This is a genomic window from Actinomadura roseirufa, assembly GCF_900659635.1.
Taxonomy (GTDB): Bacteria; Actinomycetota; Actinomycetes; order Streptosporangiales; family Streptosporangiaceae; genus Spirillospora; species Spirillospora roseirufa.
In genome coordinates, this window is record NZ_CAACVB010000038.1 from 16,956 (window position 1) to 40,252 (window position 23,297).

The 23,297-nt window shown below is 72.4% G+C and carries 21 protein-coding genes and 1 pseudogene; 12 read left to right on the forward strand and 10 right to left on the reverse strand.

The window, feature by feature from the left end; genetic code table 11:
* Window positions 1-2: 2 nt before the first annotated feature.
* A pseudogene (locus tag E1291_RS11440) lies at window positions 3-194 on the forward strand (ABATE domain-containing protein); the annotation flags it as partial.
* Window positions 195-261: 67 nt separating this feature from the next.
* Here E1291_RS11440 and E1291_RS11445 read toward each other — a convergent pair.
* The gene (locus E1291_RS11445) at window positions 262-720 is read right to left on the reverse strand and encodes an Lrp/AsnC family transcriptional regulator (RefSeq protein ID WP_131737738.1); all 459 of its coding nucleotides are present in this window, start codon (window positions 718-720) and stop codon (window positions 262-264) included.
* A gap of 93 nt (window positions 721-813) precedes the next feature.
* Between E1291_RS11445 and E1291_RS11450 the strand changes: the two genes are divergently transcribed.
* Together E1291_RS11450 and E1291_RS11455 are read left to right on the forward strand one after the other, a co-directional pair.
* Complete coding sequence (locus tag E1291_RS11450; protein ID WP_131737739.1) at window positions 814-1,650, forward strand: LLM class flavin-dependent oxidoreductase; 837 nt, start codon at window positions 814-816, stop codon at window positions 1,648-1,650.
* On the forward strand, window positions 1,647-2,072 hold the full coding sequence (locus E1291_RS11455; protein WP_131737740.1) for a nucleoside deaminase: 426 nt from the start codon (window positions 1,647-1,649) through the stop codon (window positions 2,070-2,072). The genes E1291_RS11450 and E1291_RS11455 overlap by 4 nt, the downstream gene beginning before the upstream one ends.
* 28 nt (window positions 2,073-2,100) lie before the next feature.
* Here the strand turns inward: E1291_RS11455 and E1291_RS11460 are convergent, their stop codons facing one another.
* The 3 genes from E1291_RS11460 to E1291_RS11470 all read right to left on the reverse strand — a co-directional run bounded on the left by E1291_RS11460 (window position 2,101) and on the right by E1291_RS11470 (window position 4,440).
* Window positions 2,101-3,213: a winged helix DNA-binding domain-containing protein gene (locus E1291_RS11460; RefSeq protein ID WP_131737741.1), complete on the reverse strand. Its 1,113-nt coding sequence runs from the start codon at window positions 3,211-3,213 to the stop codon at window positions 2,101-2,103.
* Window positions 3,214-3,332: 119 nt separating this feature from the next.
* Entirely contained in the window at window positions 3,333-3,827 is a 495-nt protein-coding gene (locus tag E1291_RS11465) for a hypothetical protein (protein ID WP_131737742.1), read from the reverse strand.
* Between the two features lie 229 nt (window positions 3,828-4,056).
* Window positions 4,057-4,440, reverse strand: coding sequence for a CGNR zinc finger domain-containing protein (locus E1291_RS11470; RefSeq protein WP_131737743.1), 384 nt, complete (start codon window positions 4,438-4,440; stop codon window positions 4,057-4,059).
* Between E1291_RS11470 and E1291_RS43205 the strand changes: the two genes are divergently transcribed.
* The 4 genes from E1291_RS43205 (at window position 4,406) to E1291_RS11490 (ending at window position 10,015) form a co-directional block, all read left to right on the forward strand.
* The gene (locus tag E1291_RS43205) at window positions 4,406-5,254 is read left to right on the forward strand and encodes a RecB family exonuclease (protein WP_242614080.1); all 849 of its coding nucleotides are present in this window, start codon (window positions 4,406-4,408) and stop codon (window positions 5,252-5,254) included. The genes E1291_RS11470 and E1291_RS43205 overlap by 35 nt on opposite strands.
* 36 nt (window positions 5,255-5,290) lie before the next feature.
* On the forward strand, window positions 5,291-8,698 hold the full coding sequence (locus tag E1291_RS11480; RefSeq protein ID WP_131737744.1) for an ATP-dependent helicase: 3,408 nt from the start codon (window positions 5,291-5,293) through the stop codon (window positions 8,696-8,698).
* Between the two features lie 124 nt (window positions 8,699-8,822).
* Window positions 8,823-9,596 (forward strand): class I SAM-dependent methyltransferase, encoded by a 774-nt coding sequence (locus tag E1291_RS11485; RefSeq protein ID WP_242614081.1) that lies wholly within the window; start codon window positions 8,823-8,825, stop codon window positions 9,594-9,596.
* Between the two features lie 101 nt (window positions 9,597-9,697).
* Entirely contained in the window at window positions 9,698-10,015 is a 318-nt protein-coding gene (locus tag E1291_RS11490) for a hypothetical protein (protein ID WP_131737746.1), read from the forward strand.
* A gap of 142 nt (window positions 10,016-10,157) precedes the next feature.
* Here E1291_RS11490 and E1291_RS11495 read toward each other — a convergent pair whose 3' ends face one another.
* A complete protein-coding gene (locus tag E1291_RS11495) occupies window positions 10,158-11,633 on the reverse strand; it encodes an AMP-binding protein (protein ID WP_242614082.1) in 1,476 nt (491 codons plus the stop codon).
* Between the two features lie 538 nt (window positions 11,634-12,171).
* On the opposite strand from E1291_RS11495, the gene E1291_RS11500 reads away from it, so the two are divergent.
* Both E1291_RS11500 and E1291_RS11505 read left to right on the forward strand, forming a co-directional pair.
* Window positions 12,172-13,521: an HNH endonuclease signature motif containing protein gene (locus E1291_RS11500; protein WP_131737747.1), complete on the forward strand. Its 1,350-nt coding sequence runs from the start codon at window positions 12,172-12,174 to the stop codon at window positions 13,519-13,521.
* Window positions 13,522-13,539: 18 nt separating this feature from the next.
* Window positions 13,540-14,184, forward strand: a complete 645-nt coding sequence (locus E1291_RS11505; protein ID WP_131737748.1) for a hypothetical protein — start codon at window positions 13,540-13,542, stop codon at window positions 14,182-14,184.
* Here E1291_RS11505 and E1291_RS11510 read toward each other — a convergent pair.
* From E1291_RS11510 to E1291_RS43865, 4 genes are all read right to left on the reverse strand, one after another.
* Window positions 14,177-15,259 (reverse strand): alanine racemase, encoded by a 1,083-nt coding sequence (locus E1291_RS11510; RefSeq protein WP_131737749.1) that lies wholly within the window; start codon window positions 15,257-15,259, stop codon window positions 14,177-14,179. The two genes, E1291_RS11505 and E1291_RS11510, sit on opposite strands and share 8 nt — an antisense overlap.
* On the reverse strand, window positions 15,256-16,854 hold the full coding sequence (locus tag E1291_RS11515) for an IucA/IucC family protein (RefSeq protein ID WP_207400686.1): 1,599 nt from the start codon (window positions 16,852-16,854) through the stop codon (window positions 15,256-15,258). The genes E1291_RS11510 and E1291_RS11515 overlap by 4 nt, the downstream gene beginning before the upstream one ends.
* A gap of 95 nt (window positions 16,855-16,949) precedes the next feature.
* The gene (locus E1291_RS11520; RefSeq protein ID WP_242614083.1) at window positions 16,950-18,521 is read right to left on the reverse strand and encodes an IucA/IucC family protein; all 1,572 of its coding nucleotides are present in this window, start codon (window positions 18,519-18,521) and stop codon (window positions 16,950-16,952) included.
* Window positions 18,518-19,678 (reverse strand): ATP-grasp domain-containing protein, encoded by a 1,161-nt coding sequence (locus E1291_RS43865; protein WP_242614084.1) that lies wholly within the window; start codon window positions 19,676-19,678, stop codon window positions 18,518-18,520. The genes E1291_RS11520 and E1291_RS43865 overlap by 4 nt, the downstream gene beginning before the upstream one ends.
* A 134-nt stretch (window positions 19,679-19,812) precedes the next feature.
* On the opposite strand from E1291_RS43865, the gene E1291_RS11525 reads away from it, so the two are divergent.
* The 3 genes from E1291_RS11525 (at window position 19,813) to nudC (ending at window position 22,851) form a co-directional block, all read left to right on the forward strand.
* Window positions 19,813-20,421 carry an HD domain-containing protein gene (locus tag E1291_RS11525; protein WP_131737751.1) on the forward strand — a complete coding sequence of 203 codons (609 nt, stop codon included), beginning with the start codon at window positions 19,813-19,815 and terminating at the stop codon, window positions 20,419-20,421.
* Window positions 20,422-20,515: 94 nt separating this feature from the next.
* Window positions 20,516-21,907 (forward strand): dipeptidase, encoded by a 1,392-nt coding sequence (locus E1291_RS11530; RefSeq protein WP_131737752.1) that lies wholly within the window; start codon window positions 20,516-20,518, stop codon window positions 21,905-21,907.
* A 32-nt stretch (window positions 21,908-21,939) separates the two neighbouring features.
* Window positions 21,940-22,851 carry an NAD(+) diphosphatase gene (gene nudC, locus E1291_RS11535; RefSeq protein WP_131737762.1) on the forward strand — a complete coding sequence of 304 codons (912 nt, stop codon included), beginning with the start codon at window positions 21,940-21,942 and terminating at the stop codon, window positions 22,849-22,851.
* A 53-nt stretch (window positions 22,852-22,904) separates the two neighbouring features.
* On the opposite strand, the gene E1291_RS11540 is transcribed toward nudC, so the two are convergent.
* Window positions 22,905-23,198 carry a mycoredoxin gene (locus E1291_RS11540; RefSeq protein ID WP_131737753.1) on the reverse strand — a complete coding sequence of 98 codons (294 nt, stop codon included), beginning with the start codon at window positions 23,196-23,198 and terminating at the stop codon, window positions 22,905-22,907.
* Window positions 23,199-23,297: the final 99 nt, after the last annotated feature.

Below are 23,297 nucleotides of genomic sequence, written 5' to 3' on the forward strand. Positions count from 1 at the left end.
AGAGCCTTGATGCCTGGCATATGGGGTTAGGGCTCGCCGAGGCGGTGCCCGCCTGCGACGCGGCGGACGTCGCGCGGGCGGTGGCCGTCCGCGAGGCGATCTACGCGCTGGTCACCGCCCGGCTCGGCGAGGCGCCCCTGCGACGGGGCGCCCTCGCCCTGGTGAATGCCATCGCGCCGCGACACCGCGGCTGACCGCGCCGGGCCGGTGGATCCGCACTGGAGTGGCCGGTTCGCTCCCAGTGCCGGCGGTGCGTCCCCTCTACGACCCGACCGGGTTAGAGGGCAGGCCGCGGTAGGAGAGCGGTTCGCTGTAGACGAGGTTGGTGGTGGTGCTGCCGAGGTCCAGCAGCCCGTCCACGATCTCCTCCAAGTGCGCCATGGACGTCGCGGCGATCTTCAGCACGTAGCAGTCCTCGCCCGTGGTCCGCAGGCATTCGAGGATCTCCTCGCGTTCCCTGAGGAGCTCGTGCAGCGGGGCGTGCCGGTTGCCGGGGTACTTCAGGCGCACGACGGCCAGCACCGGCAGCCCGGCCCGAGCCAGGTCGACGCGCGCGTGGTAGCCGCTGATCACGCCCGCCGCCTCCAGCCGCCGGACCCGCTCGGTGACGGCCGAGGCGCTGAGGCTCACCCGTTTGCCCAGCTCGGTGAGGGCGAGGCGGTCGTCGCGCTGCAGCTCGGTGAGGATCGCCCAGTCCGTCGCGTCGAGATTCTCGGTCACAGCGCCAAAATACCGGCGGATCCACGGATGAACGCTCCCAACACCGGGACATCTCCCTTCAGGGACGCCGGATCGCCTGGATAGCCTGAGCGCGTGGATCTAGGAGTCAACGTTCCCAACTTCGGCCCCGGCACCGATCCGGGCAGGCTGCGCGACTGGGGGCGCACCGTCGAGGGGCTCGGTTTCGGCCTGCTGATGGTCTCCGACCACGTCGTGATCACGTCCGACGTGGCCGAGCAGTACCCGGAGCCCTTCTACGAGCCCTTCACGACGCTGTCGTGGCTCGCGGGGGTCACCGACCGGGTCCGGCTGGGGACGACGGTGCTGATCGCGCCCTACCGGCACCCGCTGCTGGTCGCCCGCATGGCCGCCAACCTGGACCGGCTCAGCGGCGGGCGGCTGGTGCTCGGCGTGGGAGCCGGCTGGGCGCGGCGGGAGTTCGCGGCGCTCGGCGTCCCCTTCGAGCGCCGCGGCGTCCTCACCGACGAACTGCTCAGGACCCTCAGGCCGCCCCAGGACGACGGCGCCCTCGATACCGCCCGGATCCCCCTCTGGGTCGGCGGCGGGAGCGACGCCGCGCTCCGCCGCACCGTGCTCCTCGGCGACGCCTGGCACCCGCTCCGCTTCACCATGCCCTGGTTCGAGGAGAGGGTGGAGCGGCTCGCCGCGATCGCCGCGGCCGAGGGCCGTCCCGTCCCCGCGCTCGCCCCCCGCATCGTGCTGCGCCTCACCGCCGAGCCCCTGGCCGAGCGCCGCGCGGGCGAGGGAACGATCGAGCAGGTGCTGGCCGACCTGGACCATCTGCGCCGGCTGGGGGCCGAGAGCGTCGTCCTCGACCCCTATCTCGGCGACCCGGACGAGACCCGCCGCCCCGAGATCGCGTGGCAGGCCCTCGCGACCGTCGCGGCCCACTGGAAGGACGGACGATGACACCCGACGAAACGCGTCTGCTGCGCAGGGCCATCGAGCTCGCCGCGAACTCCCGCGCCGAGGGGCACGCCCCTTACGGATCGCTGCTGGCCGATCCCGACGGCGTCATCCTCGCCGAGGAGCACAACACCGTCCGCGCCGACCGGGACATCAGCGCCCATCCCGAACTGAAGCTGGCCCGCTGGGCGGCCCGCGAACTCGACCCCGCCACCGCCGCGGCCACCACGATGTTCACCAGTTGCCAGCCATGCCCCATGTGCACCGGCGCGATCGACCGCTCGGGGCTGGGACGGGTCGTCTACGCCCTCTCCTCCGAGCAGCACGACGGGCTCAGCCCGAAGGGCGGCTTTCCCCGCGTCCCGCAGGAGGGGCCCGCCCTCTTCGAGGAGGCCCGCGTCCCCGTCGAGGGCTACTACACGTGACCTGAGCAGGGCCATACCGGACGAATCGTCACTGGGGAGACGCGGCGACCCGGACGCGGTGGCTCTCGCCGTCGGAGAGGAAGACCGCCAGCGCCCGTCCCTCCTCGGCGACGTCGGCGACATCGGCCCGGGAGAGACGGCGCAGCGGTGTCACGGTCACGGCCTCGTCCTCGACGGTCCAGGTCGCGGCGACGCGCCCGTCGACCAGGACGACCCGGGCGCCCGCGACCGACAGGCCGCGGTGGGCGTCGTCCACGATCCGGCCGCGGTCCTGGTAGCCGAGGAGCGCGTTGTCGAACGCGGGCAGGAAGCGCACCGGCGCGGGCGTGCCGGGGTCCGGACGGGGCGCGCCGGGCAGGTCCAGCAGCTCCCGGCCCCGCTCGTCGCGGAAGGCGACCAGCTCCGGGCGCGTCGCGTCCACCGCGGCGGGCATCCCGGCGAGGCCGCACCAGGCCCGCAGGTCGGCCGTGGCGGCGGGGCCGAACGCGGCCAGGTAGCGCCGCACCATCGCCTCGCCCGCCGGATCGGAGCCCGCGGCGGCCGGCGGGTCCACCTCGCGTCCCAGCCAGCCGGAGAGCGGCACGTGGCGCACCCCCGCCTTCACGCGCCACAGCCCGCGCGGCGGCGCCTGCGCCATCGGGACCAGGGCGCCCAGCATCTCCCCCAGCGCCCGCGGCGCGACCTGCGGCGCCGTGTCCGGCCGGCGCCCGGCGACCGCCCGCACGAGCTCGGCCGTCGAGCGCGGCTCCCCGTCGGCCGTCACCGCCCGTCCCGCCGCCGCGAGTTCGTCGAGGTCCACTCCGGCGAACTCGCGGCGGTACACCCCGAGTACCCGCTGCCGCAGCATGGAGTCGTGCCGCGCCCGCCAGGCCAGCGCGTCGGCGGCGGGCACGAGGTGGACGGTGCGGCGCATGAGGTGGGTCCGCACCACGCTCCGCCGGACCAGCAGATCCGAGAGCACCGCCGGATCGAACCCGCGCAGCCGGGACCAGAGCCCGGTGAACGGCTCCTGCGGCTCCTGTGCCTGAAGCCCGCCCAGATGCGCGACGGCGTCGAGGACGGGCATGTCGGCGCGGTCGAGAAGCAGCTGCCGCGCGAGCGTCGCGCGGTTGAGCGCCCGGCTGCCGAGAACGGTGGTCATGGCGGGCGGCCCCTTCGGATCGTCGACTGGCACACGGCCAGGATCGCAGCAGAAGAGGCCAGTTTCTGTCCGCTTCTCTGCCCGGCCTCCGCGCCGGCCGGGCCGCGGAAAGCCGGTCATCACCGGTGGTACCAGTCGACCAGCGCGGCACCGGACCGGCCCTCGGTGAGGGAGGCGAGCCAGGGCGGGTCGACGCGCGTCGGCTCGTCCCCGAAGAGGTTCGGTGTGGTCGGCGTGGCCAGCGCCCTGTCCGCCGGTTCCGGCTCCGGCGGCACCGTCGCGGGCGTGGCATCGGCGCCGACCTCGGCCGACCGGTCGTTGCCCGCCCGGTAGCTCCCGGCGACCCGCCGCCGCCACGAGCCGTCGGGATCCCGCCGCCACGGCTCCCCGGGCGTCCGCGGCGGCCCGCCGTCCGCGTCGGCGACGCAGGCGGGGAGCCGGCCCTCGTCGGCGGCGACCACGCGGACCTCGTCCAAGCCGTACCGGCAGAACCGGCGCGGGCCGTCGTTGACGTCGTCCTGCCAGATCACGTCCTGAGTGCCGCCCTCGTTGAAGTGCCGCGCCCAGATCGCGGCGTACGGCCCGGTCCCGATGTAGTCCCTGCAGAAGTCCACGATGGAGGGACTCCCGCTCGACCCGTACTGGACGTCGGCATAGCCTCCCTGAGGGCCGCGCCGGATGTGGACCGGAACATGCCGGGACCCCTGGGGGCCGATCAGCATCCAGGCGATCCACTGTGCCGCGGTTTCCGAAATCCCCTGCCCCGGATGTGGGTAGACCCGGATGAAGTCCGTGAAAATGTTGGCCACCAGGCGATTCTGCCGGTTGGCCCTCGGCGCCGGTTCAGTGTCGTCCGGTGCCGGTGGTCCTCTCGCGCAGGGCCTCCTTCTTGGCCTTGTTGCCGCAGGTGTTCATCGAGCACCAGCGGCGGGTGCCGGGCCTGGAGTCGTCCACGAACAGCGCCCGGCAGTCGGACCCGGCGCACGTGCGCACCCGGCCGAGCGCCGCCGAGGCGACCAGGTCCAGGGCGTCCCTGGCGACCAGCGCGAGGACGGCCCCGGCGGGGTCCTCCGCCCGCCAGCCGAGACCACCGGAGGCGTCCAGGCGCGGCGCGGGGACGGGCAGCGCGGCCGCCGCGTTGACCGTCCGCCGCGCCGCCGCCGGGCACCTCGCCCGGCTCGCGCGGGCCGGCGTGCGCGGCGCCGCGCCCGAGCACTGGTACGCCATCACCGCGCTGTCGGACCCCGGGCCCGCGTTCGCCGGCGACGAGCAGATCACGATCTCGCCGTCCCAGGTCGAGGCGTTCACCACCTGCGGGCTGCGCTGGCTGCTCGCCTCCGCCGTCGGCGCGCAGGAGGGCGGCCCGAACGAGTACAGCACCATGGGCAAGGTCGTGCACGCCGTCGCCGAGATGGCCGGCGCCGACGACGGGATCAGCGAGGTGGACGTCGCCGAGCGGCTCGACGAGATCTGGAACGACCTCGACTTCCGCAGCACCTGGTACTCGGAGAAGCAGCGCGAGCAGGCCACCCGCATGGTCGACAAGTTCCTCGCCTGGCACCGCGACAACCCCAACGAGGTCGTCGCCCTGGAGGAGTCGTTCAAGGTCGACCTCGGCCGCGTCGTCATCAAGGGCCGCATCGACCGCGCCGAACGCGACGAGCAGGGCCGCGCCGTCATCATCGACATCAAGACCTCCACCACCGCCGTCCCCAAGGACGACCTGGCCCGCCACCCGCAGCTCGGCGTCTACCAGTACGCGGTGATGCTCGGCGCGTTCGAACGGCACGGGCTCATCGAACCCGGCGGCGCCAAGCTCGTCCAGGTCGGCAAGGCCGCCTTCACCGCCCGCGCCCGCGAGCAGGAACAGCCGCCGCCCGGCGAGGACGCCGACCCCGACTGGCCCAAGAAGCTCGTCGAGATCGTCGCGACGGGCATGGCCGGCGAGGTGTTCCAGGCCCGCGCCAACGACAAGTGTCGGACCTGCCCCGTACGTTCGTGCTGCCCCGTCCACGACGAAGGAGGCCAGGTTGGCGACTAGGGCGCGCGCCGGGACGGACGCCGCCGCGGGAGCGCGATGATCACACCGGCGGAGCTGGCGCGGCTCCTGGAGATCCCCGAACCGACCGGCGAGCAGGCCCGCGTGATCGAGGCGCCGCTGGCCCCGATGGCGGTGATCGCCGGTGCCGGGTCCGGCAAGAGCGAGACGATGGCCGCGCGCGTGGTGTGGCTCGTCGCCAACGGGTTCGTCCGCCCCGAACGCGTCCTCGGCCTGACCTTCACCCGCAAGGCCGCCGCCGAGCTCGGCGTCCGCGTCCGCAGGCGGCTCGACGCGCTGCGCGAGGTCCTGCCCGGCGACGAGCTCGAACGGCTCGGCGGCGAGGCCCTGTTCGACGGCGAGCCCATGGTGTCGACCTACCACTCCTACGCGGCCCGCCTGTTCGGCGACCACGCCCTCCGCGAGGCGCTCGAACCGACGATGCGGCTCATCTCACCCGCCGTCGCCTGGCAGATCTGCTCCCGCGTCGTGGACGCCTACAACGGCCCCATGGACCACGTCGACTGGGCGCCCGACACCGTCACCAAGGCCGTCATGGAACTCGCCGGAGACCTGTCGGAGCACCTGCGCACCACCGACGACGTCCGCCGCGTCGGCGCCTGGCTGGACGAGCGGTTCGCCGCGGTGCGCAAACCCCTCAAGGCGCAGCGCGACATCCTCGCCAGGCAGGGCGTCCGCGAGCAGCTCATGCCGCTGGTCGAGGCGTATCACCGGGCCAAGTCCGACCGGGAGGTCATCGACCACGGCGACCAGATGGCCCTCGCCGCGCGGATCGCCTACAGGCACCCCGAGGTCGGGATGATCGAAAGGTCCCGGTTCACCGTCGTCCTGCTGGACGAGTACCAGGACACCAGCCAGGCGCAGCTCGTCCTGCTCACCTCGCTGTTCGCCGGCGGCCACCCCGTCACCGCCGTCGGCGACCCCTGCCAGTCGATCTACGGATGGCGCGGCGCCAGCGCCGGCAACCTCCTCCGCTTCGCCCACGACTTCCCCGCCCAGCCCGCCGCCGGCGCGCGGCGGCCCGTCCCGGCGCCGGTCGTCCAGCTGAGCCGCTCCTTCCGCAACGGCGAGCTGATCCTGGAGGCCGCGGCCCGCGTCCAGGAGGAACTGCGCGCCGACACCACGGCGGTGCCGCGGCTCGTCCCCGGCGCGGGCCGTGAGGGACGCGGCCGCGTCGAGTGCGCGCTGTTCGAGACCGTCGAGGAGGAGGCCGACCGCATCGCCGCGCGCATCGCCGGGCTCATCGCCGCCGACCCCGGCACCGCCCCCGACGGCGGCCCGCGGCCCGAGCCGCTCGCGTACTCCGACATCGCCCTCCTCGCCCGCAAACGCTCCCAGTTCCCGCTGCTCAGGCGGGCCCTGGAGAGCCGCGGCATCCCCGTCGAGGTGGTCGGGCTCGGTGGCCTGCTCACCGTCCCCGAGGTACAGGACGTCGTCGCCACCCTGCGCGCCGTCCACGACCCCACGGCGGGCGCGTCGCTCGCCCGGATCCTCACCGGCCCCCGCTGGCGGCTCGGCCCCCGCGACCTCGTCGCCCTCGGCCGCCGCGCCCGCGCCCTCGCCCAGGAATCCGCCCGCGACGTCAGTCCCGTCCAACAGGATGGTGCCCCACAGGACGGTGCCCCACAGGATGGCGCCCCAGAGGGGGGTGTCTCGGAAGGTGCTGTCTCGGAGGGGGGTGTCGCCGAGGGCGATGATCCCCTGCGGCAGTTGGTCAGCGAGCTCAACCAGGAGACCGGCAGCCTCGTCGACGCCCTCGACGACCTCGGCGACCGCGCCGCGTACTCGCCCGAGGGGTACGGGCGGCTGCGGCGGCTGCGCGACGAGCTGCGCGCCCTGCGCGGCCAGGTCGGGCTGCCGCTGCCCGACCTCGTCGGCGAGGTGGAGCGGGCCCTCGGCCTGGACATCGAGGTCGCCGCCCGGTCCGGGCTCGACCCCGTCACCGCGCGCGCCGACCTGGACGCCTTCATCGGCGCCGCCGCCACCTTCGCCGGCGACGCCGAGGACCCGACGCTCGGCGCGTTCCTCGCCTACCTCAAGGCGGCCGAGACGGAGGAGTTCGGCCTTGAGGCGGGGCGGGTGGGCGAGACCGACAGCGTCAAGCTCCTCACCGTCCACGCGTCCAAGGGCCTGGAATGGCCGGTCGTCGTCGTCCCCGGGCTGTCCTACACGCCGCAGAAGAACGGCGGCCCGGCGAAGGGCTCGATCTTCCCGTCGCCGCCGCAGAACGCCACCCGGTGGACGGCCAACCCGCGCGTCCTGCCGTTCATGCTGCGCGGCGACCGCGCCGACCTGCCCGACCTGAAGGGGCTCGACAAGGACGACCTCGCCGCGTTCGACCAGGCGTGCTCCGAGCGCGACCTGCGGGAGGAGCGCCGGCTGGCCTACGTCGCCGTCACCCGCGCGTCCAGCCTGCTCATCACCACCGGCTACTGGTGGGGCGCGTCGGGCCGCCCGCTCGGGCCGTCGCCGTTCCTGGAGGAGGTCCGGGAGGTGTGCCTGACCGGTGCCGGATCCGTCGCCGTCTGGGCGGACCCGCCCGGCGAGGACGCCGCCAACCCGCTCCTCGCCGACCCCGACGAGGCCCACTGGCCCGCCGGTCCGGGGGAGCGCGGCCGCACCGACGCGACCGCCCGCGAACGGTACGCCGCCGTCGTCGAAGCGGCCCGCATGGTGGAGGACGCGATGGCCGGACGCGCCCGGCACTGGGCCGGCGACGCCGGGCTGTCTGCCGCCGACCGCGGTCGCATGTCGGCGTGGGCGCGCGACGTCGAGCTGCTCCTCGCCGAGCGCGACCGGGGCCGCGGCGGCGACGGGCTCCTCGTCGAGCTGCCCGCCAACCTGTCGGTGTCGGCGCTGGTGTCGCTGGCCCGCGACCCGGCCGGGCTCGCCCGGCAGATCCGCCGGCCCATGCCCCGCCCGCCCGCCCCGTACGCCCGCCGCGGCACCGCGTTCCACGCCTGGCTGGAGAGCCGGTGGGGGCAGCAGCGGCTCCTCGACCCCGACGAGCTGCCCGGCGCCGCCGACGAGGGCGCCGCCGACGACGCCCACCTCGCGATGCTGCGCGAGCGGTTCGAGGAGTCGGAATGGGCCGCGCGGGAGCCCCTCGACATCGAGGTCCCGTTCGAGACCATCATCGGCGACCGGCTCGTCCGCGGGCGCATGGACGCGGTGTTCCGCACGGCCGGCGGCGGCTACGAGGTCGTCGACTGGAAGACCGGCTCGCCGCCGTCCGGCGGCGAGGCGTCATCGGCGTCGGTGCAGCTCGCGGCGTACCGGCTGGCCTGGGCGGAACTGGCGGCCGTGCCCGTCGAGCGGGTCGGCGCCGCGTTCCACTACGTCGGCGCGAACCTCACCGTCCGGCCCGCAGACCTGCTCACCGCAGACGGGCTCGCCGCGCTCCTCGACGGCGTCCCCGCCGCTTGATCCGCGCCCCCCGATCCCCGCCGCCGGACCCGCCGGCCTCCTCCGCCACCCGGCGTGAATGCCTCTGTTCACCGCGCGAGGTTTCAGGGATGATCCGGGCAACCACATCGAGGGAGGCGTACCGGTGACGCATGACGAGAAGGTCGTACGGGAGTTCTCCAAGCAGGCCGCCGGGTTCGCCGACCCCAGGTTGAACGTCGCGCTCACCCTGCACATGGACCGGCTCGTCCGGTTCATGGAGCCGGAGCTGGACCTGGAGGACGTCGTGCTGGAGGTCGCGGCGGGCACCGGTCTCGTCTCCCGCGCGATCGCCCGCCGCGTCCGGCATGTGACGGCGCTCGACCTGACCCCCGCCATGCTCGCCGAGGGCAAGCGCGCCGTCGACCGCTGCGGCGTCACCAACGTCACGTTCACCCACGGCGACGCGACCGTCCTGCCCTACCTCGACCGCTCGTTCACCCTGGTCGTCACCCGCTTCTCCCTGCACCAGGTCGCCGACCCGGCGGCCGTCGTCAAGGAGATGGTCCGGGTCAGCCGCCCCGGCGCCGCCGTGATCATCGCGGATCTCGTCCGCCCGGACGGACTGGACGGCGACCCCGACCGGATCGAGCGGCTCCGCGACCCCTCGCACGGCACCCTGCTCACCGAGGACGGGATCGCCGCGCTCGTCGGCGCGGCGGGCGCCGAGGTCAAGCGGACGGACCGGTTCGACGTCATCCGCCCGCTGGGGCCGTGGCTGGAGCTCGCGCAGACGCCCGCGGACACCGCCGCGCTGATCCGCCGCGAGTTCGAGGACGAGCTGACCGGCGGCCCCGCGACCGGCATGCGGCCCAGCCGGGTCGACGGCGAGCTGTGTTTCACCCACTCGTACCTGTTCCAGCACGCCATCGCGGGGTGATCTGCGGTTCGTGCTGACGTTTCGCCGGCCTCGGTGGAGCACGGCGGGTTTTTCGAGCAAACGTTCGACGATGATCGCTCGTATGTTCTAGGTTGTCCGCCATGGGTTCAACCAACGTGCGGTCCCTCGATCGCGAGCCGGCCGCGCTGGCGATGCGCATCGGCGTCGTCGCGGCCGAGGCCGCCCTCGCCACCTTCGCCCGCAACCTGGACCTCGACGACCTCGAAGGCGGCGTCGACTTCCAGGGTGCCATCGGCCCCGCCGAATGGCCGGTCTTCTCCCTCGTCATCGACACGCTCGCGGCGGCCGACCCCGGCGACCGGCGGCCCCTCGACGAGCGCCGCGCCGACGCCCTCAACGATCTGGCCCGCATCTGCATGGCGGCCAAGAACAGCGCCGGGGGCGTCGGCGCCGCCTGAGAACGCGGGGTGAATTCCGGTGTGAGTTCCGGCGTGAGTTCCGGGGCGGGGAGCGGGAAACGCGGCAATCGGGGTGCCGTGGGACGAGCCGGGCGGCGTCCGAGCCCATCGCGGCCCGAGCGCGGGCGCCGCCTTCCCCGCTCTACCGGCCGAGGTCGCCGAGGCGGACCTTGCCCGTGCTGGTGCGCGGCAGGGCGTCGACGAAATGCACGTCCCTCGGAGCCTTGTAGCGGGCGAGATGATCCTTGACGTAGGACTTCAGGTCGTCCACGGTCACCCGCCCGCCCGGCGCGCGCACCACGTACGCGGCCAGGCGCTGACCGAACCTCTCGTCCTCGACCCCGGTCACCGCGACGTCGGCGACGCCCGGATGCCCGGCGAGCAGGTCCTCCACCTCGCCCGGGAACACGTTCTCCCCGCCTGAGACGATCATGTCGTCGGCGCGGCCGTCGACGAACAGGCGGCCCGCCCCGTCGAAATGGCCGAGATCGCCCGTGCCCGTCAGACCGTCCCGGACCCGCCTCTCACCGCCCCCGGTGTAGCCCGCGAACCGCAGCCCGCCGCCGGTGTGGATCTCGCCGGTCTCGCCTGCGGGCAGCTCGCGGCCGTCCTCGTCCAGGATCCGGACGGTCAGCCGCAGCGAAGGCTTCCCGGCCGTGCCCGGCGCGTCCCGGAGGTCCCGAGGTGTCGCGATCGTGGCCCAGCCCGTCTCCGTCGCTCCGTACACGTTCACCAGGACGTCGCCGAACGCGTCCATGAACGCCTCCGACAGATGCGGGTGCAGCGCCGATCCGCCGCAGACGACCGCGCGGAGGGAGGGCTGTGTAGTTCTGTTCTCCTTGTCTTGCTTGTTCTGTGCGTCCAGGATTCGCTCCAGCATCGCCGGTACCGCGACCAGTGCCCCCGCCTCCCGGTCCTCGATCGCCTGAAGGGTCTCGGACGGGTCGAAGCGGCGCGACAGCACCAGCGGCATCCCCATCCCAAGCCCCACGATCGCGTACGCGAATCCCAGGACGTGGAAGAGCGGCGGCGCGATCACGATCGGCGCACCGGAGCGGACCGGAACGCGCATCATGTGGGTCAGCGCCACCGGCAGCAGGGCGCCGAGCGAAAGGTCGTGGCGGGCGCCTTTCGGCGTGCCCGTCGTCCCGGAGGTCATCACGATCACCCTGCTCGTGCTCTTGGGGATCAGTGGGTGCGGGGTTGTCGACGCCGCCAGGTCGTCGATGGTCTCGTGCGCGCTTTCCTTCGCGGTGTTCCAGGCCAGGATGCGGTGGCCTTTGAAAGACTCGTCCACGACCGAGGTGAACTCCTCGTCGTGGATGAGCAGTCCGATATGTTCGCGCTCGGTGACCTGGTTCAGTTGCCTGGCCGAGAAGTCGGTGTTGAGCAGCACGACGTCGGTTCCCAGTCTGGTCGACGCCAGGACCGCTTCTATGAATCCCCTGTGGTTGCGGCACAGGATTCCGATTGCCTTCGTGGTCGCATGCGAGGGCGCCGGCAAGCGAGTCCGCAGGGCCGTTGCCAGGGAAGCCGCTCTCTCTTCTAGGTCCGAGTAGGTAAGGGTTCCCTTTTCGTCGATCAGAGCCGTCCGGTGGGGGAATCGCAGCGCCGACATCGCTCCGAGCGTGGCGGGGACCGGGCCGAAACGCAGATAAGGGAACGGCAGGCGAATCGCCCTGTCCGGGCGGACCGGACTCAGCGCTCCTGTGTCCAGGACGGCTCGGGCCGTCCGCGCTCCCAGACTCGCGTACGAACGTACCTGGTCTAGTAGCAGCACGGAACCTTTCCTCTCCTGTTGTGCGTGCGGGGCGGGGTGTGTGTGCGGGGTGGGGGTCGGCTGAGGTTTTCTTTTCTCGGTATCGGTGTTGTTTTTGTGGGTGGGGGGTTGAGGTGCCTTCCGCAGGTGTGTGCGTCTGCTTTCGTTGTTGCTTCTTGCTGTCAGGTGGTTGCGCTTGCGGGCTTCTGGTGTTTTGTTCTTCTGGTTGTTTGGCTTGGTTCTGTCTTCTGTTCTGTTCTTAGTTTTTGGGTGCTTGGTCGGCTGGGGGAGGGGGTTGGATGGGGGGCCGGGCTTTTCCCTTTTGATCTTTGTTGTGTCTCATTTGTCTCTTGGATTTTCTGGTCCCCTTTTATATTATTAGAGAGTCTTCTTCGGCATGGGGGGTGAGGGTGTGGTGGGGGGTCTCGCGGATGGTGGTGAGTGGGCGGGGCGTGGGTGGTTTCCGCCGGGGCCTCAGCTCGCCGTTTGCCTTTCCGGTGGACGGGAGCGCCTTTCCGATCTTTCTGACGGTGAGCTCCTGGAGGTCGCTGCGGCCGCGCGTCGCCAGACCGCGTGGGCGCAGGCCCGCGAGCTGGCCGCGATCGCCGAGCTGACCCGGCGGCGTACCTCGGACGAGAGGGAGCCCGATCATCGGATCCTCTCGGCCCGCGAGTCGGTGACGGAGGAGGTCGCCACCGCCCTGGTGGTCACCGGCAACACGGCGGCCACGCTGGTCCACGTCGCCGAGCGCCTCGCGACGGAGCTTCCCGGCACGCGCCGGGCGCTCGAAGCCGGTCATATCGACATGGCCAAGGCGCGTGTCATCTGTGACGGCTCCGAACGGCTCCCCGAAGGCGTCGCCGCGCAGGTCGAGACCGCCGTGCTGGACAAGGCCCCCGGCCAGACGGCCGGGCAACTGCGCCGCAGGCTGAAACGGATCGTCCACCGCCTGGCGCCCGAGGCCGTCGACGAGCGCAGGAAAGAAGCCGTCACCCGGCGCCGCCTGGCGCTGTGCGAGACGCCCGACGGCACCGCAGACCTCTCCGTGCTGGACCTGACACCCGAGGACGCCCAGGCCGTCTACAACAAGATCAGTGCCGCCGCGCGCGGAATCAAGGACGACGGTGACGCCCGCACTCTCCACCAGATCCGTGCGGACCTGGCCGTGCGCCTCCTCCAGGGAGCCGACCTGCCCGGCGCCGTCCGCGACGTGCTCAACCCGTCCGGCGCACCCGACGCGGCACCCGACGCAGCCCCCCTCACGCAGACAGAATCCTCCGGAGACGGCGACGCCGCCGTCGAGGCCCTGGCGGACACGGTCGGGATGCGGCTCGCGCATGTCGAGCGCGTGACCTCACGCGCCAGCCTGCGCGGGGCCCTGGAACGGACGGTGCGGGGCATCCACGAGGAACTCGCCGAACGGCGCGAGGCGTTCTGCCGGGGCTCGGACGCCGAGCACGGCCGCACCGCCCACCGTCCCCCGGCCGCGATGCGGCGGGAAGTGCAGGCGCGGCACGCCACCTGCGTCTTCCCCACCTGCAACCGGCGGTCACAGCACTGCGACCTCGACCACACGACACCGTGGCGGCCCGGGATCACCTGCCGGTGCAACCTCGCCCCGCTGTGCAGACGGCACCACCGCACCAAGCAAAGCCCCGGATGGGGGCTCCACCAGCTCTGGCCCGGCCTCCTCGTCTGGATCACCCCGTCCGGTGGCTGGAAAATAGTCCGACCCGAACGGCAGTGAGACAGTTAGTGTCCTGGCATGTCTGAGCACGTTGCCGTGACGGCGGACGACCTCGACCGCGTTGTCCAACTCTCCCTCGCCACCCTCCGCCGGGCACCGGCCTCGGCATGGGACGCCAACGCCGGATCCCTCCAATGGGACTGCTGGGAGACCGTCGAGCACCTGAGCGACGACCTCTTCGCCTACGCCGCGCAACTCGCCCCGAGGACACCGCCCCTCAAGAACGAGATCCCCTTCATCTGGGAACGGCGGCGGCCCGGCGGACCCGCCAACGCCATCCACGCCGACCGGAAAGCGGGTCCCGCCGGTCTGCTGCAGGTCCTCGAATCGTGCGGCGGCTTCCTCGTGGCCATGGTCCGCCTCACACCACCGCACGTCCGTGCCTACCACGGCTTCGGTGTGTCGGACGCGGCGGGATTCGCCGCGATGGGCATCGTCGAAACACTCGTGCACACCCACGACCTCGCCGAAGGACTCGGCCTCCCCTGGAACCCGCCCGCCGACCTGTGCGCGAAAGTTCTCACCCGCCTCTTCCCGGACGTCCCCACCGGCGCGGAACCGTGGCCCACCCTCCTTTGGGCGACCGGACGTGCCGAACTTCCCGGCCATCCCCGCCGAACCCAGTGGCGCTGGTACGGGACGCCTCAGGGCGACCTCAACTGAGGTAGTGGAAAGTGGGCGGTGGATGCATCAGGAAGTTCTGGTGCGAGATGTTCCACGCGTAGGCGCCCGCCATGGTGAACGCCAGGACGTCACCCGGTGCGAGCGGCGGCACCGGGACGTTCCGCGCCAGGACGTCCTTAGGGGTACAGAGCTGGCCCACCAGGGTCGCCGTCATCGTGGTGCCGTGCGGACGCGTCAGGACGGTGAAGGGCTGGTCGTGTCCCTTGGCCGCAGGCGTGCGCAGATGGTGGGTGCCGCCGCGCAACACGACGAAGGTCTCGCCGCGTGTGGTCTTCACGTCGAGGACATCGGTGACGTACCAGCCGTGATAGGCGGTGATGGCACGGCCGGGTTCGACGCGCAGGGTGCCTTGGGGGAGGGCCGCGCCGTAGGCGTGCCAGTCGAAGCGGGCGTCGGGCTCCGCGTAGTCGACGGCCATGCCGCCGCCGATGTTGACCTCGGGGTCGGCCACGTCAAGGGCACGCAGCCAGGGCAGCGCCCAGTCGGTGATCTTCCGGGCGAGGTCGGCCATCGTCGATGCGTCGAGACCGGACGCCAGGTGCGCGTGGACGCCGCGCAGGCGCAGGTGGGGCGTTCCGGCGAGGTGACGGGCACAGTCCGTCAGAGCGTCCTCGTCCATGCCGAACGGGCCGCTCATGGAGAGCACCGCGTTGGGGGTCGTGATGGGGAGATTGGCACGCAGTAGTACGTCTGCGGGGCCGAGCGCGGCGAGACGGGCGAGTTCGTGGGGACTCTCCACGTGGATGCGGTCGACGTCCAAGGCGAGGGCGAGAGCCAGTTCCTCATCGGTTTTGCCGGGGCCACCGAACGCGATGCGGGCCTGTGGGAGAACGTCGCGGACGTGGGTCAGCTCACCACCCGACGACACCTCGACACCGTCCACGTGAGGTGCGATGGCACGCAGGATCTCCGCGTCCGGGTTGGCCTTGGCGGCGTAGAACAGTTCTGTCGCGCCCAGGGCTGAGCGAATGTCGCGCGTGTGGTCGGCCAGGCCACGGAGGTCGTACACGTAGGCGGGATAGCGGTCCAGAGCACGGATGTAGTCGAGGTTCATGGCGCCAAGGGATTTAGGGTCGGGACGTAGGTCGCGGTGCGGTCGGCGGTGCGCGCCCAGCGTGTGCGCAGATTCGCCTTCGCGGGCAGCGGTACGCCGGAGAGCAGTGCCCTGATCTGCGGGTGGGCTCCGTAGGGGACGAAATGGGCGCGGGCGGTGGGCCACAGGGCGCCGTCCAGGCACGGATGACGGTCGGCCACCGCCGCCGCGACCTCCATGAGGTGGTTGACCACCAGGCAGTAGAGGACGCGGTTCCAGCCGTGATCGGGCGCATAGGTGAGTGCTTCGGCGACCCGTGGGGGAAGCGCGCCGAGATCCCAGCGGCCCGAGGTCAGCTTCGTGCCCTCCAAGTCGCGGAACGCGGCGTGCACGGGCATGCCGTTTCCGTCCACACAGATGAGGACGTTCTGCAGATGGGGTTCGAGGACGACGCCATGGTCCAGATAGGCGCGAAGCACCGGCGGCGCCACGTGGGCCACATAGGCGTCCCACCAGGCAAGGGCGCCGTCGGGTGTCGCAAGGACGGGCAGGTCCGTGAGGAACGTGCTGTAGGGGTCGGCCAAGGCGCCCGCTAGGAGCGGTGTGCCGGGGAGGGCTTTGACGCCCTGGCGAAGGATCACGCCCAAGCCCTCGTACAGGCGCTGGTCCGCGAGCGTGGTGCTGCGGTAGGCGGGCTCGGAGAGGAGCGTCGCGCCGAGGGTCGTGAACAGGGGTGGAAGCAGCTCGTTGAGGGCGATCGTCCCCGCGAGTTCGTACCAGGCGTTCTTACGGACGCAGTTGGTGATGCGCACGTCCAGGCTGAACTTGCAGAACATGTCCGCGTCCGGGAGGTACACCGTCCGGACGGAGGACGTGGGCAGTGCCTCGGTCTCGGATGGACCCAGGTCGATGATGAGCCCGTTCGCCAGAGCGTGGCGTAGAAGGGGACGATCCGAGAGCAGTGAGAGCTGCCATGGATGGACGGGAAGGAGCTTGTGCCCCGGGGGAACTGCCGGGCCGCCCAGGGTCGTGAAGGCGTCGGTGTCCCCTTCCTCGGCGACGATGTCATTCCTTACGGCGAGCCAATGCGGGTGGAGGCGTGCCCTGGTCTCCGGTGCGTACTGGAGCCAGTCGGACGGTTCTCCCTGGCGCGCCTTGGGGGACGGGTGGAAGCGGTGGCCCGCGACGAGGGACTGTTCGGACGCGACGTACCGGCCGTCCTCAGGGCGGGGAGCGCTCCGGGCGGCGATGATGGCGGCCAGGGCTGTGTTGCTGTCACCCACCTGCGTGAGGAACTCGGGATTGGGACACCCTGTCGCCAGCTCCAGCTCCCCGGCCACCAGGCTGGCCAGGCGCTCCCAGGACGCGGGGACCCACTCCTCCTCCCGCTGCTCCTCGAACGGCGGCTCCAGGCGGTACGTCGCCGCCGGCGGGCGGGCGAGACCGGCCCGCAGGACCACCCCGGCGCGCGGTAGCCGCATGACGAGACGCCCGTCACCGGGCCACAGCTGGTGCTCGGGCGCGCAGACCTCACGGACGAGGCAGTTCAGCAGCGCGGTCGAAGTGGCGTCGCCGGCGGCGATGGCCGGGGTCGTGGCCGGGTCGCTGAGGAGCACGTGAAGTCCCGTCAGTGTTGTTTTGGGAGCACGGTGTTGTTTGGGAGCACAATGTTGTTCTGGCTGTGCGGTCGAGGTGGGCGACGTCGGCTCTGTCAGGGGCACTCGGTGTCCCTGAGGTAGTTCGGGCCCGGCGGGCCGTAGTGCTTGTTGATGTCGGCGGCGCCGGTCCGGGCCTTGTCGACGAGGGTCCCGGCGGTGACCATGGCCTTGGCCGGCAGCGTCTCGGCGTCCAGCGTCCGGGCGCGCAGGAAGCCGTCACCGGGCCCGAGGGCGGCGTCCAGCCGCGCGCGGATCAGGGCGCGGCCCACGGGCCACGGCAGCAGGCCCCGCTCCGCGAGCCCGAGGGCCGGCGCGGCGGCGCACAGGTGCAAGGTGATCGTGACGAAGACCCGGGCCAGCGCCTCTCGGTCCCCGGTCGTCATGCGCCGGTCGACCAGATCCCGGGGATCGCTCCCCGGGACGGGCGGAATCCGCTCGCGGAGCACGGCGGGGTCGATGAGCGCGCCGTCGTTGTCCTTGAGAAGAAGACGCAGCGGACCGTCGTCGAGGACGAGCGCGACGTTCTGCTGGTGCGCCTCCAGCGCGACGCCGTACTGGAACAGCGCGACGTTCCAGGAGAACAGCGCGGACAGGTAGGCGCCGAAGAGCTCCTCGACGTCCCAGCGTTCGATGACGTGACCGCCGTCCGGTGACCGGGCGAGCAACGCCGCGACGGGGACGACGTGCGCGCGCGCCGTCTCGGCTGGGAATCGCCGAACGAGATAGCCCAGCAGTGGAGAGTGCGCGTGCCCGTAGGTCTGCTCGTCCGCCAGGAGCACGGGAAGCTTCTCCCGTTCGAGGACGCGGCGCAGGATCCGCTCGACCAGCGCCCCGTCCGGCAGCGTGCCCGGAACGATCGTCCTGCGATTCCGCAGGCCGAGCGTGCTCGTCGGCAACGGCATCTTCAGGTGGTCGAGCGGGGCCGCCGCGACCGTGCGCATCGACAGGGTGGGCGCGACCTGGAGGTAGCGCTCCGGGGCGACGGTCACGCCGGGCTGCCTGCGCACCATGGGAACCGCCAGGGGATGCACAGGGAACATCGCGTCGTCTGTGCGCAGCCCCACGTCGGACGGGTCAGGCCACCACGTCGGCCGCTCGCCCGTCAGTGACGCGTTCGGTACGGCGGCCCAGGCCAAGGGGAAGGCGGGGCTGAACTCGGGCGCGTAGCGGCTGAGATCGGCCTTGCTCAGCCCCGTACGGCTCTGGCTCGCCGGGTGGACGGGATGGTGCGTGAAAGCGGCGAGCGTCTCGTAGAACGTCCCCGGCCCCCTCCGCAGCTCGTCCGGTATCCGCGCGAGATGGCGGTGGACGGCCGGCCGCGCCTCCTCGTGGAGCCGCGCCGTAGCCAGAGCGTCCAGGCACTCCCGTTCGAAGGCCGCCACGTCGTCGTACGGATCCGCGAGCGCGCGCACGGCCGTGAACACGTCGCCGAGGCGCAGCGGCTGCGTCCGGTCGACGAGCAGTTCCGACAGGAAGGGCGGATCGGCGGCCACGAGCCTCACGGGACGGCCCGGAAGGTTCAGAATCCGCCTGCCGGGGTCGACGAGGCCGCGCAGGCACGCGTAGTCCTCGCGCAGGAGCGCGTCCAGAACCCGCGCCGCCAGCGACCCCTCGATCCCGGTCACGCGATGGTCCAGTCGTGGGCGGCACGGAAGCGGGCCAGCGCCGCCTCCACCTCCCCGGGCCCGGGTCCGATGGCGCGGACCGTCCCCAGATAGTCGCGGTTCGTGCGGGTGAGGGCGATGGTCTCGCCGACGCCGCGCTGCGGCCGGTACGCCAGCCGCACCGGCCCGTCCTCCAGCTCCAGGGGGCCCGGCGCCGCGGTCAGCGTCCCGGACCGGCCCGCGATGATCGGCTCGGCCACCGCGTGCCGGCGCGGCCGCGGGACGAGCGGTTCCAGCCGCTCGCCCAGATGGACGCGCAGGATCTGCTCGAACAGCGGCACGCCGAGCAGGTCCGCCAGCAGGAAGTCGCAGTGGTCGCCGATCAGCCGGTAGTTCACCTCGATGATCCGGGCCCGGCCCTCGTGGACGACGAACTCGGTGTGGCACGCCCCGAAGCCCACGCCCAGCGCCTCCAGTTGCGCGAGGACCTGCGGGGTCTCCGGCGGCGGCGGGGCCCATTCCAGACGCTCCTCGACGAAGAACGGCGGCGGCGACACCCGCGTCCGGAACGACCCGAGGACGCGCAGCTCGTGCCCGTCCCCGAGGGTCTCCAGTGTGTGCAGCGCGCCCGGGAGGTACTCCTCGGCCACCAGCGGGTCGCCCCGGCGGGAAGCGATCTCCGCGCGGCGGGCGGCCAGCTCGGCGGCGTCCCCGACGAGGAACACGTCCTCGCTGGCCACCCCTTCGCGGGGTTTCAGGACGAGCGGGTAGGGCGCGTCCGGCGGCACGCGGGCCGCGTCCGCCGAGAAGACGGGGTCCAGGCCGGCGAGGTGGCGGCGGGTCAGGGCCTTGTTCTTCGCCCGGGTCGCCGCGCGCCAGTCCTTGCCGGGGAGCCCGAAGTACGCCGCGGCGAGCGCGGCGGGGGCCTGAAGGAAATCGCTGTTGGAGAAGATCGCGGTGGGCGCGTCGACGCCCGTCCACGTGGAGATCCGGTGGATGATGTCCCGGTAGTCGGAGACGTCGCATTCGACGACCGGTCCATCGTGGGAGCCCGCGTGCGCGGCGGGACGGTCGGTGAGGAGCACCGCGCCGAGGCCCAGGCGGGCGGCGGCGGGCAGGAATCCGTGCGTCACCGAGTCGGTCGCCTTTCCGGCGACGACATGGAGAGAGGCGGCCACGGTCGGCCTTTCCAGTGAGTGAGGTAAGCCTTGCCTAACTCGAAGTGTCACCATAGTGGCCGTGGCACGGACCGCAGGCAAGAACGATCGCATCGCGTGTCCCGCCCCGTCCGCCGATCCGCCAGGATGGGCCCATGGATCTCGTGGACCACTGGGTGGCCCTCGCCGGGCCGCAGGCCCGCCACATCGGCGTGGAACTGGACGGCCGCTACGGCGAACCGCATCGCCGCTACCACACCCGTGAGCACCTCGTCGCCGTCCTCGACCTGGTGGACGAGCTCGCCGGGCACGCCGCCGACCCCGACGCGGTCCGGCTCGCCGCCTGGTTCCACGACGCCGTCTACGACCCGCAGCGCGCCGACAACGAGGAGCGCAGCGCCCGCCTCGCCGCCCGCATGCTCGCCGACACCGACCTCCCGCCCGCGGTCGTCGAGCGGGTCGTCCGGCTCGTCGAGCTGACCGCCGCGCACGACCCGCGGGAGGACGACCGCGACGGCCGGGTGCTGTGCGACGCCGACCTCGCGATCCTCGGCGCGGACCCCGCCCGGTACGCCGCCTACACCGCGGCCGTCCGGGAGGAGTACGCGTTCGTCCCCGAAGAGATCTACCGCGCCGGACGGGCCGAAATCCTCAACGGCCTCCTCGCGCTGCCCGCCCTGTTCCACACGCCCGAGGCCAAGACGCGGTTCGAGGAACGCGCGCGCCACAACGTCCAGACCGAACTCGTGCTCCTGGCCGGCTGAGAATTGCCAGCCCGCTGAGAATTGCGGAGGGCGGATGGTCCCCTCCGCAAGCAGATCCTTTACAGTGCCTTGACAGTACGACGTGCAAAGGGGCATGCAGGTGAACGACGTAGTCGCGTACATCCAGGCGGACAGGGACCGTTTCGTCGCCGATCTCAAGGAGTGGCTGGCGATTCCCTCGATTTCCGCCGACCCCGCGCACAGCGGGGACGTGCGGCGCTCGGCGGACTGGCTCGCCTCCTACCTGCGCGGCCAGGGCTTCCCGACGGTGGAGGTCTGGGAGACGCCGGGGCTGCCCGCCGTGTTCGCCGAATGGCCCGCCGCCGACCCGGACGCGCCGACCGTCGTCGTGTACGGCCACCACGACGTCCAGCCCGTCGAGCCGCTCGACGAATGGGACACCGACCCGTTCACGCCCATCGAGAAGGACGAGCGGCTCATCGGCCGCGGCACGTCCGACGACAAGGGCCAGATCTTCTTCCACACCCTCGGCGTCCGCGCCGCGCTCGCCGCGTCCGGCTCCGACGCCCCGCCCGTCACGATCAAGCTCCTGGTCGAGGGCGAGGAGGAGTCGGGCTCGGTGCACTTCGCCGACCTGCTGCGCGAACACCGCGACCGGCTCGCCTGCGACGCCATCGTCATCAGCGACACCACGATGTGGGCGGCGGACGTCCCGTCGATGTGCACCGGCATGCGCGGCCTCGGCACGGCCGAGGTGACGCTGCGCGGCCCGTCCTCCGACCTGCACTCCGGCTCGTTCGGCGGCGCCGTCCCCAACCCGCTGCACGCCATGGCCTCGCTCCTGGCCGCGCTGCACGACGCCGACGGCCGCGTCACCCTCCCCGGCTTCTACGACGACGTCGTCCCGCTGACCGACGAGGAGCGCGCCCTGTTCGCGCGGCTCCCGTTCGACGAGGCGCAGTGGCTGCGGACCGCCGGCGACAGCCGCGCCGCGCACGGCGAGCGCGGCTACACCACCCTGGAGCGGATCTGGGCCCGGCCCACCGCCGAGATCAACGGGATGTGGGGCGGGCACACCGGCCCCGGCCCCAAGACGATCGTGCCCCGCGAGGCGCACGCCAAGGTCTCCTTCCGGCTCGTCGCCGGGCAGGACCCCGGGAAGGTGCAGGAGGCGTTCCGGGCCTGGGTCGCCGAGCACACCCCGGCGGGTATCGAGGCGGACGTGCACATCCCCGGCGGCGGCGTCCGGCCCTGCTTCTCCCCGCTCGGCTCCGCCGGCGTCAGCGCCGCGCGCCGCGCCATGGAGCGCGCGTTCGGCCGCGAGATCCTGTTCACCCGCGAGGGCGGCAGCGGCCCGGAGGCCGACCTCGCCGACATCCTCGAGGCGCCGCTGGTGTTCGTCGCGGTCGGGCTCAACGACGACCGGATCCACGCGCCCAACGAGAAGGTCGAGATCCCGCTGCTGCTGAAGGGCGCCGAGGCGGCCGCGTACCTGTGGGAAGAGTTCGCCGCCGCGCTGCGCTGAACCTGAGGCATGCAGAGGGGAGGGCCTCGTTGGTGAAGGACGGCCCGCTGGAAACGCCGGTGCTCGCGCGCGGAACCCTGGACCGGGTCGCGCTCAACCGCCGCGACGACGACTGGCTCGTGGCGGCCTGGGCCGACCCGCGCACGCGCGTCCTCGTCGTGCGGGACGGGCAGTGCCCGGTGGTGTTCGAGCCCACGCCGGCGCTGGTGTTCGTCCCGCCGGCGCAGGCGCCGGGCGGCGACCGGTGGCTGCTCGGCGTGGACGGCGACGGCATCGCCTACTTCGGCGTGGCCGGGCCGCCGCCCGCCATCGAGGCCGCCGAGCCCGCCGGGCTGCGGCGGGTCGGGGCGCTGCTCGGCGACCGGGACTCGGGGCTGCTCACGCACGTCGTCGCGCTGGAGAACTGGCACGCCCTCCACCGGTTCTGCCCGCGCTGCGGCGCCGAGACGGAGGTCGCCTCGGCCGGCCACGTGCGGGTCTGCCCGCGGGACGGCTCGCAGCACTTCCCGCGCGTCGACCCCGCCGTCATCATGCTCGTCACGGACGCGGCGGACCGGATCCTGCTGGCCCGCGGGCCGCAGTGGCCCGCCGACCGCCGCTCCGTCCTCGCCGGGTTCGTCGAGCCCGGCGAGTCGCTGGAGCAGGCCGTCGTGCGCGAGGTCGCCGAGGAGGTCGGGCTCGCCGTCCGCGACGTCCGCTACGCGGGCAGCCAGCCGTGGCCGCTGCCGCGCAGCCTGATGGTCGGCTTCACCGCCACCGCCGACGGGAACGTTCCGCTGCGCCCCGACCCCGAGGAGATCCTCGACGCCGCCTGGTACACCCGCGACGAGCTGCGCGCCGCCATCGACGCGGGCGACATCGTCGCGCCGGGTCCGCTGTCCATCGCGGCGCAGCTCATCATGCGCTGGTACGGCGGCGAACTGCCCAACATGCCCGCCTTCTGAGCCGGCCTGCTGACGCGTGTGGCGCTTGCCTGGCTTCCTCTGACGGGTGCTGCTCAGCTCTCCAGTGCCAGCTCCGCCAGGTGGCGCTTGACCTCCTTGGCGCTCGGGTTCGTGAGCACCACGCGATCGCCGATGGTGACGGTGGGGACCGTCTGGTTGCCGCCGTTGACGCTCATCACGAAGTCGGCCGCGGCGGGGTCGCGCTCGATGTCGACCTCGACCATCTCGATGCCGTCCCGCGCGAGCTGGCTCTTCAACCTGCGGCAGAAGCCGCACCAGGTGGTCGTGTACATGGTGAGCTGCTGCCCGGTCGGGCCCTTGGCACGTTCGGTGGTCGGCGTCGCCATCGGTGCGTCGTCTCCCTCGTTCGTTCGATCCCTGCGTCGATCGCGCCTGTCGTCGATCACGCCTATCGAAGAACAGCGCGGGCCGGTCTGTCATTCCGG